At 76.0% G+C, this 17,223-nt stretch carries 12 protein-coding genes and 1 pseudogene; 9 read left to right on the forward strand and 4 right to left on the reverse strand.

Going from position 1 to position 17,223, the window contains the following annotated elements:
* Positions 1-21: 21 nt before the first annotated feature.
* The gene (locus V9U70_RS27165; protein WP_336679474.1) at positions 22-2,148 is read right to left on the reverse strand and encodes a prolyl oligopeptidase family serine peptidase; all 2,127 of its coding nucleotides are present in this window, start codon (positions 2,146-2,148) and stop codon (positions 22-24) included.
* 165 nt (positions 2,149-2,313) lie between these two features.
* Here V9U70_RS27165 and V9U70_RS27170 point away from each other — a divergent pair, with 165 nt between their 5' ends.
* From V9U70_RS27170 to V9U70_RS27185, 4 genes are all read left to right on the forward strand, one after another.
* Positions 2,314-2,508, forward strand: coding sequence for a hypothetical protein (locus V9U70_RS27170; protein WP_026290246.1), 195 nt, complete (start codon positions 2,314-2,316; stop codon positions 2,506-2,508).
* 75 nt (positions 2,509-2,583) lie between these two features.
* A complete protein-coding gene (gene mshB / locus V9U70_RS27175) occupies positions 2,584-3,534 on the forward strand; it encodes an N-acetyl-1-D-myo-inositol-2-amino-2-deoxy-alpha-D-glucopyranoside deacetylase (RefSeq protein ID WP_336679477.1) in 951 nt (316 codons plus the stop codon).
* Entirely contained in the window at positions 3,531-4,007 is a 477-nt protein-coding gene (locus V9U70_RS27180; protein WP_336679479.1) for a DUF6113 family protein, read from the forward strand. Before mshB ends, V9U70_RS27180 begins: the two co-directional genes overlap by 4 nt.
* 175 nt (positions 4,008-4,182) lie before the next feature.
* A complete protein-coding gene (locus tag V9U70_RS27185; RefSeq protein WP_336679480.1) occupies positions 4,183-6,324 on the forward strand; it encodes a VanW family protein in 2,142 nt (713 codons plus the stop codon).
* A gap of 189 nt (positions 6,325-6,513) precedes the next feature.
* On the opposite strand, the pseudogene V9U70_RS27190 reads toward V9U70_RS27185, so the two are convergent.
* Positions 6,514-7,073 (reverse strand): annotated as a pseudogene (locus V9U70_RS27190) (sugar O-acetyltransferase).
* A gap of 32 nt (positions 7,074-7,105) precedes the next feature.
* A complete protein-coding gene (locus tag V9U70_RS27195) occupies positions 7,106-8,332 on the reverse strand; it encodes an MFS transporter (RefSeq protein ID WP_336679482.1) in 1,227 nt (408 codons plus the stop codon).
* Between the two features lie 135 nt (positions 8,333-8,467).
* On the opposite strand from V9U70_RS27195, the gene V9U70_RS27200 reads away from it, so the two are divergent.
* The 5 genes from V9U70_RS27200 (at position 8,468) to V9U70_RS27220 (ending at position 16,648) form a co-directional block, all read left to right on the forward strand.
* The gene (locus V9U70_RS27200; protein ID WP_336679485.1) at positions 8,468-9,445 is read left to right on the forward strand and encodes an ArsR/SmtB family transcription factor; all 978 of its coding nucleotides are present in this window, start codon (positions 8,468-8,470) and stop codon (positions 9,443-9,445) included.
* Between the two features lie 266 nt (positions 9,446-9,711).
* Entirely contained in the window at positions 9,712-12,345 is a 2,634-nt protein-coding gene (gene lanKC, locus V9U70_RS27205; RefSeq protein ID WP_336679487.1) for a class III lanthionine synthetase LanKC, read from the forward strand.
* A gap of 43 nt (positions 12,346-12,388) precedes the next feature.
* A complete protein-coding gene (locus V9U70_RS27210; RefSeq protein ID WP_336679488.1) occupies positions 12,389-12,520 on the forward strand; it encodes a SapB/AmfS family lanthipeptide in 132 nt (43 codons plus the stop codon).
* A 286-nt stretch (positions 12,521-12,806) separates the two neighbouring features.
* Entirely contained in the window at positions 12,807-14,624 is a 1,818-nt protein-coding gene (locus V9U70_RS27215; protein ID WP_336679489.1) for an ABC transporter ATP-binding protein, read from the forward strand.
* Between the two features lie 95 nt (positions 14,625-14,719).
* Positions 14,720-16,648, forward strand: a complete 1,929-nt coding sequence (locus tag V9U70_RS27220) for an ATP-binding cassette domain-containing protein (RefSeq protein WP_336679490.1) — start codon at positions 14,720-14,722, stop codon at positions 16,646-16,648.
* On the opposite strand, the gene V9U70_RS27225 is transcribed toward V9U70_RS27220, so the two are convergent.
* On the reverse strand, positions 16,617-17,222 hold the full coding sequence (locus V9U70_RS27225) for a response regulator transcription factor (RefSeq protein WP_336679492.1): 606 nt from the start codon (positions 17,220-17,222) through the stop codon (positions 16,617-16,619). The genes V9U70_RS27220 and V9U70_RS27225 overlap by 32 nt on opposite strands.
* Position 17,223: the final 1 nt, after the last annotated feature.

The following is a 17,223-nucleotide window of genomic DNA, read 5'->3' on the forward strand; positions in this document are numbered from 1 at the left end:
CCGGTCGCCCCGGGCCCCGGCTCAGGCTCCCCGCAGCCCCAGCGACCGCTTCAGGAAGTCCACCTGGAGCAGGAGCAGGTTCTCCGCGACCTGCTCCTGCGGCGTCATGTGCGTCACCCCGCTGAGCGGCAGCACCTCGTGCGGCCGCCCGGCCGACAGCAGCGCAGAGGACAGCCGCAGGGCGTGCGCCACCACCACGTTGTCGTCGGCCAGCCCGTGCACGATCATCATCGGGCGGACCTGCTCCGCGGGCGCGGACAGCCCCTCGTCGGTGACCAGCGCGTTGGCCGCGTACACCTCGGGCTGCCGGCCGGGGTCCCCGAGATAGCGCTCGGTGTAGTGGGTGTCGTACAGCCGCCAGTCCGTCACCGGGGCCCCCACCACGGCCGCGTGGAAGACGTCCGGGCGGCGCAGCACGGCCAGCCCCGAGAGGTAGCCGCCGTACGACCAGCCGCGCATCGCCACCCGGGAGAGGTCCAGCGGGAAACGCCCGGCGAGCCCGTGCAGGGCCTCGATCTGGTCGCCCAGGGTGAGGGTGAGATCGTCCCGCACCGCCTTCTCCCAGCCGGGCGAGCGGCCCGGGGCGCCCCGCCCGTCCGCCACGACCACGGCGAAGCCCTGGTCGGCGAACCACTGGGAGGTCAGATGCGCGTTGTGAGCGGCGACCACCCGGCGGCCGTGCGGACCACCGTACGGGTCCATCAGGACCGGAAGGGGACCGTCCGCCTCCTGGTAGTCGGACGGCAGCAGCACGGCGCACGGAATCCGCCGTGCGCCCCCCTCGGTGAGGGTCACCCGCGCGGAGAGCACCGGCTCCTGGGCGAAGCTCGCGATCCGGGCCACCCGCTTGCCGTCCCGCACCGCCCACGCGGAGGCCCCGGGCTCCTCCGGGACGGCTGAGACCAGGACCGTCAGACCGCCCGAGCGGACCGCGGAGTGCACACCCACCCCTTCGGAAATCCGCTCGATTCCCAGCTCGTTGACCCGGTACACATGGCTCTGCCCGACCTCCGGCTCGACCGCGTCCTCACCGGCCACCGCCGAGATCAGGATGTCCGACTCCCCGATGTCCAGCACCGACTGCACGTGCAGCTGGGACCCGGTCAGCAGTCGATCGCCGACCGCGAGCACCCGCGCGCCGCCCTCGTCCGCGATCCGCACGAGCCGCCCGTCAGGGGCCCAGGCGGGGGCCCCGGGGAAGAGATCCAGCCATACCGGGTCCTCGTCCACATGCACGATCCGGGTGGCGCCGCTCTCCGGGTCCACCGCGAGATAGCGCTGACTGCGCTGGTCACGGGCCTGCACCAGCAGGAGCGGAGCGCCCGCCGACGACCAGTGCACCTGCGCCAGATACGGGAACGCGGCCCGGTCCCAGACCACTTCGGTCCGGCCGCCCTCCAGGTCCATGACGAAGAGCCGCACCTCCGCGTTGGCCGTTCCCGCGGCCGGGTAGGCGATCTCGGCCGGTTTGCGGCCCGGATGCGCGGGATCGGCGATCCACCACCGCTGCACGGGGCTGTCGTCGGCCCGCGCGACCAGCAGCCGGTCCGATGCGGGGGACCACCAGAAGCCCCGGTGGCGGTGCATCTCCTCGGCCGCGATGAACTCGGCCAGACCGTAGGTGACCTGGGCGCCCTCCGGCTCCGCCAGCGCCCGGTCGCCGTCCCCCTCTGCGCCCACCACCCGCAGCGCTCCCTTGGCCGCGTACGCGATGTGCCGGCCGTCGGGCGAGGGGCGCGGGTCGACCGCAGGCCCCGGCACCGGCAGGGCCCGCGCCGTGCCGGCCCGCAGCTCGGCCACGTACACCTTTCCGGACAGCGCGAAGGCCGCCAACTCCGCCGTGGCGTCCACCGCGTAGGAGACGATGCCCGCCGAGCCCTCGCGGGACCGCTCGCGCCGGGCCCGCTCCTGCGGCGACAGCTTCTCCGCCGAACCGCCCAGCAGGGCTTCGGGGTCGGCGGCGAGGCGTTCCTCGCCGGTCGTGAGGTCGAGCACCCAGAGCCGGTTGGTCCGGTCCGTCCCGGAGGCGGACCTCAGAAAGAGCACCCGCGTCTCATCCGGCGAGACGGTGAAGGCGCGGGGTGCGCCCAGAGTGAACCGCTGGGTCCGTGCGTGCTGGCGGGGAAAAGACAGCTTCTGCGAGGTCATGGCTCCGAACTTAGCTGTGTCACGCGGTCCGTGCGCCCCTCGTGCTGCCGTGCACCGACCAATGCCGTGGCACGGAAAGTTATGATCCGTAGCGCTCGGTGGGTAGAAACCCGCTGACTCCGCGTGTGCCGCCCGTCCCGACCGTACTGATGGAGGTGAACCGCCGTGGCGCTCTCGATTTCGGCGGTAGTGCTGCTGGCGATCATCGTCTTCCTGCTGATCCGGAAATCCGGGTTGAAGGGCGGACACGCGGTGGTCTGCATGCTGCTCGGGTTCTACATCGCGAGCTCGTCCGTCGCGCCGACCATCTCCGATCTCACGAGCAACGTCGCGGGGATGATCAGCAGCATCAAGTTCTGACCGCGCCCGCCCGCACCGGCGGCCGGCGGGGGTCGCGGCGGCACGGGGGCCCCCGGGGCTCGTAGGGTGGTTCCCATGAAGGACCTTCCCGCCCGCCGTCTGCTGCTGGTGCACGCGCATCCCGACGACGAGTCGATCAACAACGGCGCCACCATGGCCAGGTACGCGGCCGAAGGCGCCCACGTCACCCTGGTGACGTGCACGCTCGGCGAGGAGGGCGAGGTCATCCCGCCCGGCCTCGCCCACCTCACCGCCGACCGGGACGACTCCCTGGGCCCCCACCGCGTCGGCGAACTGGCGGCGGCGATGCGGGAGCTCGGCGTCGCCGACCACCGCTTCCTCGGCGCGGCGGGCCGGTTCCGGGACTCCGGCATGATGGGCGCCGCGCAGAACGACCGACCGGACGCCTTCTGGTCCGCCCCGGTGGACGAGGCCGCCGCCCTCCTCGCCGAGGTGATCCGCGAGATCCGGCCGCAGGTCCTGGTCACCTACGACCCCGACGGCGGCTACGGGCACCCCGACCACATCCAGGCCCACCGGGTCGCGATGCGCGCCGCCGACCTGGCCGCCGACCCGGCCCACGGCGCGGGCGCCCCGCACACCGTCGCGAAGATCTACTGGAACCGGGCGGAGCGGGCGGTGGTCGAGGCCGGTTTCGACGCCCTGCGCACCACCGCGCCCGACGCCTTCCCCGGCATCGCGGCCGTGGACGACGTCCCGGGGGTGGTCGGCGGCGAGGAGATCACCGCCGAGATCGACGGAACGGCGTACGCCGGGGCGAAAGCAGCCGCGATGCGCGCCCACGCGACCCAGATCGTGGTGGACGGGCCTTTCTTCGCCCTCTCCAACGACCTCGGCCAGCCGCTGCTGACGACCGAGCACTACCAACTGGTGCGCGGCGTCGCGGGCGTGCCCGCGGGGAGCCGTGAGCACGACCTGTTCGCGGGCCTGCCCGACGCCCCGGCGTCCGTGCCGGGCGCCGGGGTGTCAGCCGCGTCCGCCTCCGTGCCTGGAGAGGGCGTATGAGCGGGGGTCGGGGCGAGGGGCGCGACCGTGCGGACTCCTCCCGCCCCGCGCGGACCGGAGGGCCGCCCGGGGCGGCCGAACTCGCCGGTTTCTCCGCCGCCCGCCCCCGGCCGTCCCGGATCGCGGCCTACGCCGGCCTGGCCCTGCTCGGAGTGCTCGTCTCCCTCGCCGGGAGCCTGGTGCAACCGGCCTGGTTCCCGGGCGGGTTGCTCATCGCCCTGGCGGGCGCCGGGGGCCTCTTCTACGGCGGCCGCCTGCTGACCGGCACCCAGATGGGCGCCCTCGCCCCGGCGATCGGCTGGTTCGTGACGGTGTTCCTTCTGCTGAGCGGCCGCCCGGAGGGCGACTACGTCTTCGGCGACGAACTCGGTCTGCTGCTCTACATGCTCGGCGGCACGGCCGTCGCTGTGATGTGCGCCACCACATCGAAAGTGCCGCAACCAGCCATCCGCACCACGCGGTCCGGCACCTGAAACGCCATGTACGGGCCCGGAAAGTCGCCCACGGGCGTGAGGCGCGGGGGGAGCTTCCCCCCGGTCGCGGAATGTCCGACGGCGGCGGCCAGTATGGTGGTGCGCGCGCCGAGCCGTCCCCTGGCCTGCGGCATGGGGGAAGTACGGGCGGCGGAGCCAATCGGGAGAACCTGCTTTGAGTCGTGAAACTGACAGTTCGTCCTCCGGGCCCCAGGGTCGCGGAGGAGCCGCGTACCCACCGGGTACGCCGCCGTACGGATCACGCCAGTATCCGTCGCCGCACCCGTCGCAGGACGGCGCGGACGAGACTCCTGAATCCGTGGACCCGCCCCGGCCCGAGGAGCCCAGGACCGAGACGACGCTGACCACGCGCATCCGGATCAACATCCCCGGCTCGCGGCCCATCCCGCCGGTCGTGGTGCGTACTCCGGTGGGCGAGGGCGACGCCGCCGGGGGCCGGACCGACCCGGAGCGCACCACCAGCACCCCGCGTCCCGGCGCACCGGCCACCGCGGGCCGCTCCACGGGCTCGGACGAGCCCGCCTCCGGCGACCGGCCGCGGGACGGCGGCGCACCCGCCGGCCCGGCGTCCGGCGACAAGCCGGCGAGGGAGAAGAGCGGAAGCGACTGGTTCGCCCCGCGCAAGTCCCCGACCCCGCCGCAGGGTGTGGCCACCCAGGGCCCAGGGGCCTTTGGCGCTCCCGGCCCCGGCACGTCCGGCCCCGGCACGTCCGCTCCCGGCACGTCCGCTCCCGGGACTCAGGGAGCTCCCGGCGCGGGCGGGCCCGGCGCCGACGGCCCCGGTGGCGTCTCCGACACCGGGGCGGGGCGTGTGCGCCCCGACATGCCGTACTTCTCGGACTCCCCGCGGTCCGGCGGCGCACCGGGCGGCCCCGGCGCGCCCGGCCCCGGCGGCGGCAGCGCGCTCGACGGCCTCGGCGCCCAGGTCCCCGGCGGCCCGCGGCCCGCGCCCGGAGCGCGTACGCCCGCCCCGTCCGGCCCCACGACGGGCCCGGCCACCGGCAGCTCTTCGCTGACCCCGAACCTCGACGGCGTACCGGGGCTCGGCGGTCCCGGGCCCGGCCCGATGGTGCCGGGCGGCCCCGGCGGCGCACCGCCCCGGTTGTCCGACGACACCGCGATCCTCACGCCGCAGGTCCCGGCGCCCGGGCCCGGCCCCGACGGCCCTGTCCCGGGGGCCACGCCGGCCGGCGGCGTCCCCGTCGTGCCCGGCGGGCTCCGCTCGCCGTTCCCGGACCGGCCGGAAGGCCTCGGCGGCCCGACGACGGACGCCCCGGGCGTCCCCGGCGTCCCCGCCCCCGGCCCCTCCGCCCGCCCGGCCCCGCAGCCCCCCGCCGCGCCCGCGAAGAAGGGCCGCTCCAAGCTGGTCCTCCTCGGGGTGGCCGCGGTCGTGCTGCTGGGCATCGCCTACGGGGCGGGGCTCCTGCTGAACCACTCCGAGGTCCCCAAGGGCACCACGGTGCTCGGCGTCGACATCGGCGGCGGCACCAAGGAGGAGGCGGTCGTCAAGCTCGACGCCGCTCTCGGCGAGCGGGCCCAGGCGCCCCTCCGGCTGTCGGTGGACGGCAAGGAGGAGAAGCTCGACCCGGCAAAGGCCGGTCTGACCCTGGACAGCCAGGAGACCGTGCGCGGCGCCGCGGGCAGCGACTACAACCCGGTCTCCGTGATCGGTTCGCTGTTCGGCGGGGAGCGCCCGGCCGACCCGGTGATCCCGGTCGACGAGGAGAAGCTCGGCGTGGCCCTGTCGGATCTGGCGGGCGCCTCCGGCTCCTCCAACGACGGCACGATCCGCTTCGAGCCGAACAAGGTCGTGGCCGTGCCGGGGAAGCCCGGCAAGACGCTCGACGTCGGCCAGTCGCTCATCTCCGTCCGGGACGCCTACCGCGCCCAGGTGCAGACGGGGCAGGCCCGGACGGTCGACCTGCCCGTCGCCACCACAGAGCCCACCATCACACAGGCCGAACTGGACCGGGCGATGAAGGAGTTCGCCGAGCCCGCGATGTCCGGCCTGATCACGATCAAGGCGGGCCCCAAGTCGATCCAGTTCGGACCGGCGCGGAGCCTGCCGCAGATCCTCTCGATGAAGGCCGTGGACGGCCGGCTGGTGGACGTCTACGACAAGAAGGCGATCGACCGGCTCCTGGACGGCGTCTTCGACGGCATCACGGCGGTCAAGGCCGACGGCAGGGAGCACCCGGTCGGCGCCGACGACGTGGCCCAGGCCATGAAGACGGCCCTCACCGGCACGACCCCCGCCGAGCGCACGGCCGTCATCGACCTGACGGGCGAGGGCTGAGCCCCGGCGCCCGTACCTCCTTTGCCCCCGTCCGGGACGTCTCCGGCCGGGGGCGGAGCCGTACGGGATCGAAGCCGTACGGGGTCGGCCGGGGCACGCCCCCGCCGGCGCGTCCGGCCCCCGGCCCCGGCGCCCGCCGGCCGCGTACGCCTCCCGGCCTCCCCGTGCCCGACCGCGTACCGCCTCCGGTCAGGCCTCCGCGCCCTGCGCCGCCTCGTCGATCTTCCGGATCACCCGCGCGGGATTGCCGACCGCGACGACGTCAGCGGGCAGGTCCTTCGTGACGACGGCACCCGCCCCGACCACCGTGTTCTCACCGATGGTCACCCCGGGGCAGACGATCACCCCGCCCCCCAGCCACAGTTGTCGCCGATGGTGATCGGCAGGGCGGCCTCCCACTTGGCGCGGCGCGGGCCGGGGGCGATGGGGTGGGTCGGGGTGAGCAGCTGCACGTTCGGGCCGATCTGGACGTCCGCGCCGATGGTGATGCGGGCGACGTCCAGGAAGACCGCGCCGACGTTCACGAACGTCCGGGGACCGATGGAGATCTGGTAGCCGTAGTCGACCTGGAGCGGGGGCCGGACCGCGACGTCCTCGCCCAGGTCGCCGACCAGCTCCGCGAGGGCCGCACGGCGGGTCTCGGGGTCGGCCGCCGCCGTGGCGTTGAAGCGCTCGGTCAGCTGGACCGCCCGCAGCGCGTCGGCGGTCAGTTCCGGGTCGTCGGCGAGGTACGGCTCGCCCGCGAGCATGGCTTCCTTCTGACGAGGCTGGTCGTTGCCGGTCATGTCGTCTCTTTCCTCCGGGGCTCCTCGGGCGATCCGTTCCCGAGCAGTCTGCCCCCGTCGCCGCCCACCGGGCCACGCAGCCCCGGGGCCAGGGCCAGGGTCACCGCCACGGAGAGCCCCGCGAGGGCCGCCATGCCCGTCGCGGGGGAGGTCAGCTGGGCGATGCCGCCGCCCAGGGCCGCGCCCACGCCCTGCATCGCGAGCATCCCCGAGGCGCCGAGGCCGAGCGCCTGGCCGCTCAGCTCCCGGGGGGTGAGGGCCATCAGCCGCTCCTGGAGCAGCAGGCTCGCGGCGAAGCCGACGCTCGCCAGGACGACGGCCGCCAGCGCCAGGGGCAGACCGGGGCGCAGCGCGAAGAGGAGGTAGGGCGCGGCCAGCAGCAGCCGGAGCGGGCTGCCCAGGCGGGCCCGCCATCGTGCCGTGACGAACCGGCCGACCAGGGCGTCCCCGGCCAGCATGCCCAGGGCGCCGCCGGCGAAGAGCAGCCCGGCGTGGTCCGGGGCGTAGGCGACGTACAGGGACTCGCAGCCCACGACGAGCCCGTTGGGGACCCACAGGCCGAGGAGGACATAGCGGCGCGGGACGGACGACCACAGCCGCGCGTTCGTCCGGCGGGTCTCCCGGACCGACGGCCGGCCGGTGGACCTGGGCGGCCGTGCGGTGAGGCCGAACCGGACCACGGCCGCGGCGACGGCGTACAGGACCGCACCGGCCAGCAGCGTGCCGCGTGCGGAGAGGACGGCCAACAGCACCCCGCCGACGGCGAACCCGCAGATCTGCATCGCCCCGCCCGCCACGGTGAGCACGGAGCGGCCGAGCAGGAACCCCTCGCGCGGAAGGATCTCGTTGAGCAGCCCGTACCGTACGCCGCCCCCCGGCGACGCGGCCGCCCCCAGCACCAGCAGGACGGCGAAGGCGGCCCACAGGGGCAGGCCGGGCAGCGCCTGCACTCCGGCGGCGAGCGAGGACAGCAGGGCCAGGGCGGTCAGTGCGGCGCGCGGTGGCAGCCGGTCCGCGGCCGACAGCAGGGTGAGCGCCCCGGCGACCTGGGCGAGGGAGGGGCCGAACATCGCCAGCGCCGACAGCAGGGGAGAGCCGGTCCGGGCGTACACGAGGGTGCCCAGCGCCAGGCCGGTCGCCGTCTGCGCCGCCGTCTGCACGGAGACGGCGGCGAAGAACGGAGTGAACTCCGGGGTCCGGAACAGCTCGCGGTAGGTGTGCATGGGGTGGATTCTTCGTACGCCGTCGTCGGGCTCGTTAATGTTTCGCGCGGGTGCGAAACCCTGGGCCCGACCGGGGGGAGCGGGGTTTCCTCCGGGGACGGACGGAGGACGGCTGCGAGGGGCGGGCGGTGGCGCGTGGGCTGGTGGCAGGTCAGTGCGGACACGCTGGCGGACAGCCGGTTCGTGCTCTCGCCGCTCTCGGAGGCCGTCGCGAGCCTGATGTCGCTGGAGCAGGCCACGGCGGCGCACCCCGGTGAACAGGCCTGGCTGGAGGCCCACCTCCCCGCCTACCGGTCGCGGCAGGCGGCGGAGCCGCTCTCCGCGCTGATCGTCCGGTCGGCGTTCGCGCCCCGTTGGAACGCCGACTTCCTCACCCCCGCGCCCGTCCCCGCCCCGCCCGGCCAGCAACCGCCCGCCTTCGCCGAGGAGCTCGCACGCCTCCGGGCCACCCCGCCCGGCCGGGCCCGCGCCGAGCTGGCCGAGGCGCTGGGCGGGCCGCTGCCGGCCGCGCTGGACCGTGACGACCTGGCCCAGCGCGCCGCCGACGTCGTGGAGTGGGTGTGGACGCACACCGTGCTGCCCGACTGGCCGCGGCGGCTGCGCGTCCTGGAGGCCGATGTCATCGCCCGTGCCGCCCAGCTGAGCCGGGGCGGCTGGAGCGAGGCGCTGAAGGGGATGCACTCCGGGGTCCGCTGGCTCGGCGGCAGCCGCCTCCAGATCAACGCCTACGACAACCCGCCCCGCGAACTGGGCGGTGCGCAGCTGATGTTCGTCCCCGTCACCCCGCGCAGGTCCTGGGTCTGCTGGGACATCCCGCGGCGGTACGGGGTGGTGTACCCGTGTTCCGGCCCGCTCGCCGAAGCCGGGCGCGCTCCCGTGCCGGCGGCCCTGGGAGCGCTGATCGGCCCGGCGCGCGCGGCGGTCCTGGTGCTGCTGGCCTCCCCGCTGAGCACGACGCAGCTGGTCGCGCTGACCGGCCAGGGGCTGGGCTCCGTCGGCCGGCATCTGCGGGTTCTGCTGGACGCCGGGCTGGTCCGCCGGCGCAGGGCGGGCCGCTCCGTGCTCTATTTCCGTACGGCGGCGGGGGACGCGCTGGTGTACGGCGCGCGCTGAACCGGGCGCGAAGCACCCCGCGCACGCATCGTCGAAGCCGCCGCCCGGCGCCCTCCCCCGCCTGCGCGACGCGCGGAACACACCGGCAGGAGACCCACGGAACGCACCGGCGGCCGGTGCGCGGAACGCACCGTCGGGCGATGCACCGCGCAGGGATCGCGCGCATGTGTGAGTCGTGACATCCGTGACTATGGGCGGCCCCGATCGTTGTGGCAGGTTCTCTCTCGCCACGACGAAGCCGACCAAGCCGAGCGAGGGGAGCGTGCGTGAATCCGGAGTACGCCGCGTACTGCCAGGCGGACCGCCGCTTCTACGACGCCCCCCACCGCTCTTCCACGCCGGGCGACCCGCCGGGCCAGGACAGCTCGTTCTACGCAGCGGTCCGCGGCGCTGAACCCGAGGGGTGGACCCGCTCCCGGCGCGGCGACTGGCTCTCGTACAGCCCCGACGGGCTCCATCTGCCGCCCCAGGGCTGGAAGATCCACGTCTCGGCGGCCCTCGACAACGCCGCCTCGGTCCTGGACCGGGTCGTCGCCCACTGCCTGGAACACCGGCTCGCCTTCAAGTGCGTGCCGAGCCCCGGTCTGCTGGCCCTGCGCAACGGCAAGTACGCCGACCGGGCCGGCAGCGGCAAGTTCATCACCGTCTACCCGCCCTCGGAGGACGCGTTCCCCGAGGTGTGCACCGCCTTGATGCGGCTGCTGGAGGGCGAACACGGACCGTACATCCTGAGCGACCTGCGCTGTGGGAACGGGCCCGTGCACACCCGGTACGGGGCGTTCGCCGCCCGCTTCTGCCCCGGCCCGGACGGCCGGCCCGTGCCCGCCGTCGCCGACGGGCAGGGACGCCTGGTCCCCGACGACCGGGGGCCGTCCTTCCGCGTCCCCTCCTGGGTGACACCGCCGCCCTTCCTGGCGCCGCACCTCGAAGCCCGCGCCGCCGTGCAGCTCACGGATCTCCCGTACACCGTGGAGAAGGCGCTGCACTTCTCCAACGGCGGCGGCGTCTACCTCGGCCGCGACACCCGCACCGGCGAGCAGATCGTCCTCAAGGAAGCCCGCCCGTACGCAGGTCTGGCCGCCGACGGGGCCGACGCGGTGGCCCGGCTGGAGCGCGAGCGGTCCGCACTGGAACAACTGGCCGGGCTGGACTGCGTACCGGCCGTCCGGGACGTGTTCCAGGCCGGGGACCACCACTTCCTGGTCCTCCAGTACATCCCCGGCACCACGCTCAACACCGTCTTCGCCCGGCGCTTCCCGCTCGCCCGGCAGCACGCGGAGCCCGCACTGCTCGCCGAACACGCCCGATGGGCCGCGCAGACGTACGCGCAGGTGGAGCGGGCCGTCGAGGCGGTGCACGCCCGGGGCATCGTCATCAGCGATCTGCACATGAGCAACGTCATGGTGGACGAGGAGACGTCGAGGATCGTCCTGCTCGACTTCGAGGCCGCGTCCCCGGCCGCAGAACGCCGCCGCCAGATCGTCGCCAACCCGGCCTTCGTCGCCCCGCCCGACCGGCGCGGCACCGACATCGACCGCTACGCGCTCGCCTGTCTGCGGCTGGCCCTGTACCTCCCGCTGACCACGCTGCTGGGCATCGACCGCTCAAAGGCCGTCGACCTGGCCCGGGAGGCGGCCCGTCTCTTCCCGGTCGGCGAGGAGGACCTGCGCCCCGCGGTGACGGAGATCCTGCGCTCCCCGGGCGGGCCCGCGCCGCGTGACGCCCCCGCGAGTCCCGTCCCGGCCCCGGGGGACTGGCCGCGCAGCCGTGACGCGATGGTCCGGGCGATCACCGCCTCCTGCACACCGGAGCGCGAGGACCGCTGCTTCCCCGGCGACATCGCCCAGTTCGCCACGGCCACCGGCGGCCAGTCCTTCGCCTACGGGGCCGCCGGAGTGCTCTACGCCCTGCACGAGACGGGCTCACCGTCCTGCGCGCCGGCCGAGGACTGGCTGCTGCGGCACGCCAAGGACCCGGCTTCCGGCAGCCCGCTCGGCTTCTACGACGGCCTCACCGGCATCGCCTGGACCCTTGACCGGATCGGCCACCACGCCGAAGCCGCCGACCTGCTCCGCATCGTCCTCGACCAGCCCCTCCAGGGCCTGCCGGCCGGGCTCCACAGCGGGTACGCGGGGATCGGCCTCGCCCTCGACGACCTGGCCCGCACCGCGTCCGCCGCCGACGCCCCCCGCCTGGCGGCCGCCGCCGGCCGCTGCACCGACCTGGCCGTGCGCGCGCTCACCGACGGACCTCCCTCGCCCCGGACCGGTCTGCTGCACGGCGCCAGCGGCATCGCGCTGCTGCTGATACGCCGCTACGCGTCCACCGGGGACGCCAGGCTGCTCGATCTGGCGGCCGTCGCCCTGCGCCGGGACCTGGACCGGTGCCGTACCGGGGACGACGGGGCGCTCCTCGTCGTCGAGGGCAAGCGCCTGATGCCCTACCTCGGAGCGGGCAGCGCAGGCATCGCGGCCGTCATCGACGCCTACCTGGCCCACCGCCCCGACCCCGTGCTCGAAGCGGCGGGCCGCGACCTGCTGCCGGCCGCGTTCTCCGCCTTCTACGTCCAGCCCGGGCTGTTCCGCGGCTCGGCCGGACTCCTCCTGCACGCGGCCCGCACCCCGCTGTGCGACCAGGCCGCCCGCGATCGCGCGATCGCCCGCCACACCGGCCTGCTCGGCAGCCACGCCCTGACCTACGAGGGCGGCCTCGCCTTCGCCGGGGAGCAGCTCATGCGCCTGTCGATGGACCTGGCCACCGGGACCGCCGGCTGCCTCCTCGCCCTCGGCGGCGCGCTGGGCGCCCCCGCGACGCTGCCCTTCCTCACCGCCGCTCCGGCGGCGCACCCGGCCGCACCCGCGGCCCCACAGACCGGCCCCGATCACACATCAGGGTCGTAGCAACACCACCGTTGACCGACAACAGTCCCGGAAAGGACACATCATGGCGCTTCTCGACCTTCAGGCGATGGAGACCCAGGCCGACGAATCCTTCGGCGAGCTCGCCACGGGCAGCCAGGTCTCGCTGCTGGTCTGCGAGTACAGCTCCCTCAGCGTGACGCTCTGCACCCCGTGATCCCGCGCCGGCCGGGCCGCCGATGATCCCACCGGCGGCCCGGTCGGCCCACGCGTCCTCCGGTCCCGGGCGGTTCCTCCGCCCGGGGCCGGAGGCGTCCCCACGCCGACCGGGCCCCCGCCGACGGCGCCCTCCCCGTGCACGGGCGCGGCCCCGGGGCGGCGGGCCCCGCACACGCTCGCAGAGCCCCCGCCCACGGCGCCTCGGCGGCGCCGCGGGCGTCCGTGCCGGGCGTCGCGCGGGAGACAGTTCGACTACAGGCCCCAGCGGCCGGAAGGGCGACCACGTGCGGCTGCACCCCTCCACCGGCATGGCGGCCGGCACCCGGCGGCTCGCCCGGGAACACCCGGCGGCCCTCCTCGGCCTCCTTCTCTGCTCCACCGGCGGGGCGCTCGCCGCCCTCGCCCTGCCCGCCGCCCTCGGCCACACCGTGGACCGGCTCGTCTCCGGCGGCCCCCCGCCCTGGAGCGGGCTGCTGCTGTGCGCCGCCCTGGTCCTGGCCGAGACCGGGTTCGACGCCGCCGCGGCGGTGTCCGGCACCACCACCACCGCCCGGCTCACCGCGTCGCTGCGCACCCGGACGGCGGCCCGTGTCCTGGCCGCGGAACCCCGCCGCGCCCTCGCCGTGCCCACCGGCGACCTCACCGCCCGGCTCACCGCCCGCACGGCCGACGCCGCGTCCGCGCCCGTCACCGCCGCCGGAGCCGTAGCGGGCGTCCTGCTCCCGGCCGGCGCGGTCGTGGGGCTCCTCCTCATCGACGTGTGGACCGCCGCCGCGCTCCTCGTCGGCGCGCCCCTGCTCTTCGCCCTGCTGCGCACCTTCACCCGCCGGACCGCCGACGCCGGGGCCGACTACCAGCGGGCCCAGGCGCTCATCGCCCACCGGCTCACCGAGGCGCTCGACGGGGCCGACACCATCCGCGCGGCCCGCACCGGCGCACGGGAGTACCGCCGTGTCCTGGAGCCCCTGGGCGCCCTCGCGGAGCACGGCAGGCGCACCTGGACCGTCTACGGGCGGGCCGCGGGCCAGAGCGCCCTGCTGCTGCCCCTCCTCATGCTGCTGGTCCTCGCGGTCGGCGGCGTGCGGCTCGGCGCGGGCGCGATCGGCGTCGGCGACCTGGTCGCCGCGTCCCGCTACGCGAGTCTCGCCGTCGGCATCGGCGCCCTCACCGGCGCGCTCGGAGCCCTGGCCCGCAGCCGCGCCGCCGCCCGCGTCCTGGAGCCCCTCCTCACCCTCGAACCGCTGCCGCACCGAGGCGGGGCCCCCGTGCCCGACGCCCCCGGCCGCCTCGAACTCCGGGGCGTCGGCGTCGTCCAGGACGGCCGGGAGCTGCTGGCCGGCGTCGACCTGACCGTCCCGGGCGGCACCTCCCTGGCGGTCGTGGGGCGCTCCGGCTCCGGCAAATCGGTGCTGGCGGCGGTCGCCGGACGGCTGTTCGACCCGGACACCGGCGCCGTGCTGCTGGACGGCGTGGCGATGGACGGCATGGCACCGGACCGGCTGCGGCGCGAGATCGCGTACGCCTTCGCCCGCCCCGCCCTGCCGGGCGCCACCGTCGAGGACACGATCGCCTTCGGGCCCTGGACCGCCTCGCCCGCGGCCGTCCGCTCCGCGGCCCGCGCGGCCCGCGCCGACGGGTTCGTGACGCTGCTCCCCTCCGGCTACCGCACCCCCGTCGCCGACGCCCCGCTCTCCGGGGGCGAGCGCCAACGTCTCGGACTGGCCCGCGCGTTCGCCCACCCCGGCCGCCTGATGATCCTCGACGACGCGCTGTCCAGCCTCGACACCGTGACCGAACACCACGTCCGGCGCGCCCTGGACGCGCGCGCCGGACGCTGCACCCGCGTCATCGTGGCCCACCGCCTGTCCTCGGCCGCGCGGGCGGACCGGGTCGTGTGGCTGGAGGACGGCCGGGTCCGCGGCACGGGCCGGCACGACGCGCTGTGGGCGGACCCGGACTACCGGGAGATCTTCCGCACGGACGCCCCCGCCCCCCCGCCCTCCGCCGCGTCCGGCTCCGGCTCCGGTGCTTCGACGCCCGCCGCCCCCGGCGGTGACGCGCGGACGCCCGCGGCCGCGGACTCCCGAAGGGGGTCCCGGTGAAGGGCGGTCGCTGCCCGGCCGGAGCGCCGCGGGCCGGGACGGGCGAGGCGCGGGGGCGGGGCGCGGGCACAGGCCGGCCGGAAGGCGGCGGGGCGTTGCGCAGGGTCGTACGCGACGCCAGGCCCTTCCTGCGGGCGCGCACCCGTGTGCTCGTGCGGCTGTCCGGCTGGTCCCTGCTGGAGTCCGCCCAGACCTTCCTCAGCGGTTTCGGGGTGGCCCGCGCACTCGACCACGGCTTCCTCGCCGGACGCCCGCTCACCGGCCTCCTCTGGCTGGCGGTCGCCGCGGCGGCCGTCCTGCCCGCCCGGCTCGCCACCCGCGGGGTGTTCGACCGGCTCGCGGACCTGGTGGAGCCGCTGCGCGACGGGCTGGTGCGGCGCGCGGTCGCCCGGGCGCTGTCCGGGGCGCTCACGCGGTCCGGCGACGTCAGCACGAGATCCCTCTCCCAGGTCACCCATCAGAGTGAGATCGCCCGGGACGGCTGGGCCGGACTCGTCCTGACGCTGCGGTCGTTCGTGTTCACGGCGGCCGGGGCGGTCGCCGGCCTGCTGGCCCTGTCGCCCGCCCTGCTGCTGGTCGTGCTGCCCCCGCTGTTCCTGGGGGCCGCCCTGTTCCTCGGCACCCTCCTGCCCATGGCCGCCCGCCAGCGCGACTACCTCACCGCCGACGAGTCGTACGCCGCGCACGCGGGCCGGCTCGCCGCCTCCGTACGCGACATCGCCGCCGCCGGGGCCGCCGAGCGCACGGTGGCCGAATCCCGGGACCTGGCGGAGGCGCAGCTCGCCGCCTCCCGCTCCCTGGCCCGCTGGTCGGCGGCCCGGGTGCTGGCCCTCGCGGTGTGCGCCCGGTTCCCGCCACTCGTGCTGCTCCTGGCAGCGCCCTGGCTCCTGCGCAACGGCCTGACCCCGGGCGCGCTCGTCGGCGCGCTGACCTACCTCACCCAGGCGCTGGCCCCCGCGGTCCAGGCCCTGATGACCGTGCTCGCCACGGTGGGGGGCCGGCTGGTCGTGGTCCTGGACCGGTTCACCGACGCCCCGCCCCCGCCCGCCGACGACCCCCCGCCCGCGGCCGAAGCGCCCGCGCCCCTGGGGCCCGCCCGGCCCGCGGCCGCCGGGCCCTCGCGCCCCGCCCACGACGGCGGCCCGGCCCCGGCGTCACGGGCCCCGGAGGCGGCCGGCCCCGCCGCGCCGGGCGACGCCGCGCCCACGCCGCCCGCCGCCCGCACGGTCCCGCCGGCAGAGGGCCCCGTCGCCGAACTGGACCGGGTCACCTTCGCGTACGGCCCCGGAGCCCACCCCGTCGTGGACCGGCTCTCCCTGGCGGTCGGCCCGCAGGAGCACCTCGCGGTCGTCGGCCCCAGCGGCAGCGGCAAGTCCACCCTGGCCGCCCTGCTCGCCGGGGTCGAGCTGCCCACCCAAGGCACGGTGCGCTGGCGGGGCGGGTCGGCGCGCCCGGCCGACGCCGCCTCCACGGGCGTCCTGCTGCCCCAGCACGCGTACGTGTTCAGCGGTTCGCTGCGGGACAACCTCACCTACCTCCGCCCCGGCGTCCACGACCGGGAGATCGCCGCCATGGCCGACGCGGTCGGCCTGGACGCCCTGCTCTCCCGGCTCGGCTCCCTGGACGCGCCCCTGGACCCGGAGCGGCTCTCCCAGGGGGAGCGGCAACTCGTCGCGCTGGGGCGGGCCTACCTCGCCGCCCCACCGCTCCTGATCCTCGACGAGGCCACCAGCCGCCTCGACCCGGCCGCCGAGACCCGCGCCGAGCTGGCCTTCGCCGACCGGCCGGGCGCCCTGGTCGTCGTCGCCCACCGGCTCAGCTCCGCCCGGCGGGCCGGTCGCGTTCTGGTGATGGACGGCCCGCGCACCCAGTGCGGCACCCCCGGCGAACTCCTGCGCTCCAGCGCCCTCTACCGGGACCTCGCCGGGCTGTGGGAGCCGCGGGAGCGACGGCAGGCGGAGGACCCGGGGGAGCGGCGGGCGCCGGCCGGTGTCAGATCCACCCCGCCTCCTGCGCCCGTCTGATCGCGTCCAGCCGGTTACGTGCCCCGGACTTCCGGATGGCGGCGGCCAGGTAGTTGCGGACCGTCCCCGGTGTCAGGTGCAGCCGGCCGGCTATCCCCGCCACGGTGTCGCCTCCCTCGGCCAGCGAGAGCACGCTCAACTCGCGCGGGGACAGAGGCATGTCGGCCACCTGTAACAGACCGAAGGCCAGCGACTCGTCGATGTGCCGTCCGCCGTCCGCCAGTTTGTGCATCACCTCGCACAGATTGCTCCCCGACCGGTACTTGTCGATGTAGCCCCGCGCCCCCGCCTCGTACGCCCGCCGCAGGCCCCGGGGGCGGTCGCTGCGGGTGAGCACGGCCAGCGGACACGGCCCGCCCTGCGGTTCGGCCATCGAGCTCACCTCCTCCAGGACCTCCAGGGCCCCCGGACAGTCCAGATCGGTGAGCAGCACGTCCGGGGCCGGACCGCCCAGTGCCGCCCGTATCCCGCCCCGCTCGGCGGTCGCCACGTCGATTCCCTGCCCTGTGCCCAGCAGCGAAGCCAGCGATGCGCGCCACAGCGGCACGGTATGGATCAGCAGCACGGTCGTCATC

It is taken from the genome of Streptomyces pratensis, from assembly GCF_037137275.1.
GTDB lineage: Bacteria > Actinomycetota > Actinomycetes > Streptomycetales > Streptomycetaceae > Streptomyces > Streptomyces pratensis_B.